The sequence below is a fragment of the Rhodovulum sp. genome, from assembly GCF_011048875.1.
Lineage (GTDB): Bacteria > Pseudomonadota > Alphaproteobacteria > Rhodobacterales > Rhodobacteraceae > Rhodovulum > Rhodovulum tesquicola.
On record NZ_DSDD01000453.1, the window covers coordinates 1 to 2,243 of the forward strand.

Annotated in this window: 2 protein-coding genes and 1 riboswitch; both genes read left to right on the top strand. The window is 71.8% G+C overall.

Going from position 1 to position 2,243, the window contains the following annotated elements; translation table 11 throughout:
- Positions 1-60: 60 nt before the first annotated feature.
- Positions 61-269, top strand: a riboswitch (cobalamin riboswitch).
- 34 nt (positions 270-303) lie between these two features.
- Positions 304-672, top strand: a complete 369-nt coding sequence (locus ENN83_RS15525) for a hypothetical protein (RefSeq protein ID WP_287188572.1) — start codon at positions 304-306, stop codon at positions 670-672.
- Between the two features lie 41 nt (positions 673-713).
- Positions 714-2,243, top strand: a 1,530-nt coding sequence (gene tcuA, locus ENN83_RS15530; protein ID WP_287188573.1) for an FAD-dependent tricarballylate dehydrogenase TcuA, incomplete at its 3' end; no start/stop codon positions are given.

The following is a 2,243-nucleotide window of genomic DNA, read 5'->3' on the forward strand; positions in this document are numbered from 1 at the left end:
GCCGCGGATGGCGGGCAAGCCCGGGCGGCGTCACGCGCGTTGACCGGGGCCCGGCTTGCACGCTATCCAGACTCCGATGGTTCCTGCGGTCCCCTGTCCGCGGGTGAAAAGGGAACGCGGTGCGCCGGAACCCGGCAAATCCGCGACTGCCCCCGCAACTGTAGGCGGCGAGCGTCTTCCGAGATGGCCACTGGGCCCCGAGGCCCGGGAAGGATCGGGGGGCGCAGCGACCCGCAAGTCAGGAGACCTGCCATCGTCACGACCTGTTCAACCCGGGCGGGGTGTCCCGGCAAGGAGAGTCCGATGACTGATCGACCTGCCGGGCGGCGCCCGCTCCCGACCGAACACGCGATCGACGCGACGGCGGAACGGGCGATGATGCTGGACCTGGTCCTGCTGCAGATGCAGGCACGCGGCCACGACCCCGCGCGCGCCGACGCGATCGGGCAGCTTGGCTTCATGCAATGGCTGGGGGCGCTGCCGGGCGGATGTGACTATGTCGCCGCGGCGCGCGCCGCGCTGGAGCGTGTGGGCGCACCCGGCTCTCCGGTACTGGCCAGTTTCCGCAATCTGCTTGCCGCCTCGCTCGCCATGCCGCCCCGGCCGCTTGACCTGGGCCTGCCGGTGCCGCGCCGCCGGGGCGGGGCCCGCGCGCGGCGGCAGCCGTCGTGACAGGGGGCGCCCAAGGCGCAGTCGCGCGACGAGGCAGCCGGATGAGCGTCGGCGTTCTGGTCCTCGGCGGGGGTTTTGCCGGGCTTTGCGCCGCGATCGAGGCTCGGCTGGCCGGGGCATCGGTCACCCTGATCGATGCCGCACCGTTCCACCTGCGCGGCGGCAATGCTCGCCATTCCCGCAATATCCGGCTTGCCCACGATGCCGAAACGCCCTGGCAGCGCGGGCGCTATCCGGTCGAGGATTTTCTGGGAGACCTGAAGAGGATCGCCGCGCCGGATCCCGCGCTCGCGGCGGTGCTTGCAACCGGCGCGGCCGATCTCGCGGAATGGCTCGCCGCGCAGGGTGTGGCGTTCGAGCCCTGGGCGGACGGCAACCTGCCGTGGTCGCGGCGCACCGCGTTTTTCCGGGGGGGCGGGCAGGCATTGGTGAACGCGCTTTGCCGCCGGGCGGAGAAGCTTGGGGTCGAGATGCGGTATGGCTGGCGGGTCGGGGCGTTCGATCCTGGGGTGTTTTCGCCCGAGGCTGGCAAGCCCTTGCGCATGGACGTCGAGACGCCGGAGGGCGCCACGACGATCGAGGCCGCGGCGGTGGTCCTGGCCTGTGGTGGCTACGGCGGCGACCGCGAGCGGTTGGCCGCGCATCTGGGCGAGGTCGCCCACGGCTTCGCGAACCGGGGAACGCCCTTCCAGATGGGCGAGCCGCTGCTCTGGCTGATGGAGAACGGGGCCGCCCCCGCTGGCCGGCCGGGCGACGGGCACATGGTCGCGGTGGATGCCCGCGCACCCCTTGACGATGCCGGAATCGTCAGCCGGGCGGATGGGATGCATCTGGGCATCGTCGTGGATGTCGCCGGGCGCCGGTTCAGCGACGAGGGTGCCGAGGCAGGCCCGGCACGCTACTCCCACTGGGGTCATGTCCTTGCCGGGCGGGACGATCCCCGCGCCTGGCTGGTGCTGGGTGCGGACGGGGTGCGTGCCCTGCCGCCGATGCTCTATCCACCGATCACCGCGGAGGCCCCGGAGGCGCTGGCCCGCCTCTGCGGTATCGACACGGCGGGGCTGCGCGAGTCCTTGACTGAACTCGAGTTTCATCTTGCGGGCGGTCCGCGGCCCGGCGTGCCCCGCACGCGGTCGGACGCGGCCCCCCTTCTTCTGGCGCCGCCCTTTGCGGCAATCCCCCTGCATCCGGGCCTCGGTTTCACACGGCATGGCGTTTCGGTGGATGCCACGGCACGAGTGCGCCTTGCGGAAGGCGGCGTGTCTCCGCGCCTTTTTGCGGCCGGGGCGACGATGTTCGGCGCTGTCTTGGGCGAGGGTTATCTTTCCGGTCTCGCGCTGACCATCGGCGGCGTCTTCGGCCGCATCTCGGGACGCGAGGCGGCGCAAATCGCGGGCTCGGCCCATTCCGAGTTCCGCGTTACCGCGTGCTCTCGCCAGATCCCGCCATCTGCGCCCGCCGCAATTCCCGTTACCGACCCGGTCGCCGAAGCGCGCCGGGCGCTCAATATCTGCAATACCTGCGGCTTCTGCACCGGGCTTTGCGACGTCTTCCCCGCGGCGCAGCTGCGC

Bases quoted from the DNA above. Each gene is read 5' to 3' on its own strand.
- ENN83_RS15525 (WP_287188572.1), top strand. From the start codon at position 304: ATGACTGATCGACCTGCCGGGCGGCGCCCGCTCCCGACCGAACACGCG.